Origin of the sequence: Pseudovibrio axinellae (genome assembly GCF_900110875.1) — a bacterium.
GTDB classification, from domain to species: domain Bacteria; phylum Pseudomonadota; class Alphaproteobacteria; order Rhizobiales; family Stappiaceae; genus Pseudovibrio; species Pseudovibrio axinellae.
In genome coordinates this window covers 1-2902 of sequence record NZ_FOFM01000066.1, presented here as the reverse complement: position 1 = coordinate 2902, position 2902 = coordinate 1, and the positions used below count along the sequence as shown (strand labels likewise).

1 protein-coding gene and 1 pseudogene are annotated in these 2902 nt (G+C 57.3%); both read left to right on the top strand.

Features of this window, described 5'->3' with window-relative positions; translation table 11 throughout:
* Positions 1–277, top strand: a pseudogene (locus BMZ51_RS24215) (calcium-binding protein); the annotation flags it as partial.
* Between the two features lie 155 nt (positions 278–432).
* Complete coding sequence (locus BMZ51_RS23420) at positions 433–2691, top strand: hypothetical protein (protein ID WP_208979640.1); 2259 nt, start codon at positions 433–435, stop codon at positions 2689–2691.
* The last annotated feature ends 211 nt before the right edge of the window (positions 2692–2902 follow it).

Here is a 2902-nt window from a genome sequence, read left to right as displayed (position 1 = left end):
GACCAGCAGCACCCTGACGGGCAGTACAGGATCTGATACATTTGTATTTACGAGCACACAGGTAGGAACTGACATTATCACAGACTTTGAAGCTGGAGCTAGATCTGATGATATCATCTTCTTTGATAAAGATGTTTTCGTTGACTTTGACGCAGTTCTTGCGGCCACAAGTGATGACGAAAATAGCACTGTTATTAAGCTGGGTGACGAGAATTCGATTACGTTGAATAGTGTCTTAAAAGCAGATCTGCATGCAGATGATTTCCAGTTCATCTGATTTGATGGACTGTTTGAATCAACTAAGCCCCGGGGGAATTCTCCGGGGTTGTTACTTGGCCCCATCGGAAGGGGCCGTGTTGCGCAAAGCAAGTTCAGCTTACAACACGCCCTTACCCGTTGAAGTCAGGTCGCGCTGATAGGCTCGAAGACGGGATGTCCGAGGGCGTTCACTTTGTTGAGGACGGCGACGTTGCAGTTGATGCTGTCCAGCAGAAACTCCAGAGAGCGCGCGAACGGCGCAGTGCTGCCGGAATATCGCACATTGAGCAACTGCGTACGCTTGTTTACTCGCCAAGCGCAGATGACTGCGGGACAGAGGTTTCTGGAATCGTTGCTAAGATGGAAATCGACCGTAAGCGCGATGGCGAAATACGTCTACTGTATGAAGTGCGAAGACGCTATCCGCAGGCGCTCGCTGACGGTTTGCTGCGTCGCTTGCGCGAAGGCCGCGATCTCTTCTACGGTGCCGACAATGTTCTTGCGGGCGCTGGGTTTTCCCTTGAGGACGACGCACTGCTCGGGATCGCCCTTGAAGAAACAAGCCGCCACAACGATCGCACCGAGGCCGCTGCTTCAGTGCTGGGACCAAAGGCTGTTGGTCGGCTGATCGACGCGTATCTTGCAGCTGGGAAAGTCGTGCGCGACGGCAGCGGCAAATACGATCAGGCTGCGGGTGATCGCTATCACGGTCTGCGAGATCGTATCGGCCACACGCCGGGCGCAAGTTTGGTGGCCGCCGTTCAGGCGCGGGCGGCCAATGCCGAAAATGAGGAAATCGTCCAACTGGCCGAGCTGTTTTCCCGTGGGACCTACGGTGACGAGGACCGGGCGCGACCCTTCAATGAGGAAGGGTTGGCCGCAATCGGCGTGCTGGCGCGCGAATGGGCCGAGCGCATGCTTGCCGCTGGGGATGAGAAGCGTTTGCGAATAGCCACCATTGCAACGATGATGAGTCACGCGCCGTCCGTCGAACATCTTCCGCTCTTGAAGAGAATGCTTGACGACAATTTACGTCGCTTTCGAGCTTTCCACGAAAAAGCTACCGCGAGCGGCTGGAGGGATCGCGACGCGGTGCACGAAGCGCAGCATCCACACTTGCACGAATACCAACGGGCGTTCTTGGCGATCAATGCACAAGAGACAGCTGTGCTGATGCATGAGTACCTGACGGATGAGCATTTTGGCGAGTTGGCGGCGCGTGTGCTGGCTGCCCAATGGTTTGAGGCGAACGAACCCAAGGACGACAAAAAGTTCCGCGTCGGCGTAGATTTTTCGCGTGTGGAAGCGCGCCGGGAGACCCTCACCGCCGATCCCAATGCGACATCGGTCGAGGCGGAGGCGATCTTCGGCGCGATCGAGACCTTGATTGCCGATTGTTCGTCGGATGCGCATGCCAAGTTGGCAGTTGCGCTCGGCATTGTCGGAGCACGCCTCCCCCATGGCCAGCGTGACGCGACGATCCAGAAGCTCATTTCTCTCGCGCCGAGGCAAGAGCGCGCAGCCTTGTTATTGTCGCTGGTCCTCTCTGGCGAGGACATAGACATCAAGCTCGTGGCCGAGGGCATAGCTGAGACCTTTGAGGCGGCCAAGAAGGAGACTTGGATTTTGACACAGAGCGACGCGTATCAGCTACGCGATTGGTTGCGCCTTTTGCCTTTTGTCACCCCTGTCACCGATCTGCCTGCAATCGTGCGCGGCATGCCGGACGCGCAACGTGATCCACGAATGCTCGAGGAGATAGTCCGCGGGCTCGGCAGTTCGTCTTCGGACGACGCAGAAGGCGTGACTTTTACGCTCGCAAAAGAAGAGCCGCATCTTTACCAGAACCATCAGTGGCGCACGACCGCGTTGCGCTTCGGCACCGTATCCGCCGCGCGCCGCCTCATTGACTTGACCGTCACCGGCGCCCTAGACGGAAAGGCATACGATGGGTGGGTCTGGCAGCGCGAACTGGGTAGCTTGATTTTGGAGTTCTCAGAGGTCCGCGCCTATGTCCGCGATCTCCTGAAGGATGGGCCGACAACGAAACAGCTTGCCTTGCTAGCTGCCGCAGTCGCCGAAGACCCTGACACGGAAAGCGTATTGATGCTGATAGATTTTGAGAGGAAAACCGGACGTTCATTCAATACATGGCAGTCGATCCAAAGTGCGGTTACGGAGCACGTCCCGGCAGAGAACTGGGAAGGTGTTTACAATGTCGTGCCCGTCCCAGCGGTCGATTTGCGCCGGAAGCTGCTGGCGATGACGGGCAGCGGCGGCAAAAATGACCCCGCCGCCCGCTGTCTCAACCTCATAGACAAGCTCCGGGACGAGTACGGTGCTCCAGAATCGGAGCCACGCCATCCAGATCTTGTGTCAGGGCGCCCTTGGCCGATCTTGAAGCCCGATCCCGATGCAGGGGACGGGAACTGACTTGGCAGGCGAGTATCCATTTTCCGACGCGCGATCTGGAGCTGCTTAGATTCAGCCAAAATGGTCGCTCAAGGTCCGCTCCTTCCATCGGTCCGCGAGGCCTTCGCACCTGCGGCAAACTTCCGCTTCCCGCCCCATAGAGACAAGGTGAGTGAGATCGATCTTAAGTTGAAGTCTCGCTCTGGTTGGGGCTGCTCTAAGTTAGTGCGAA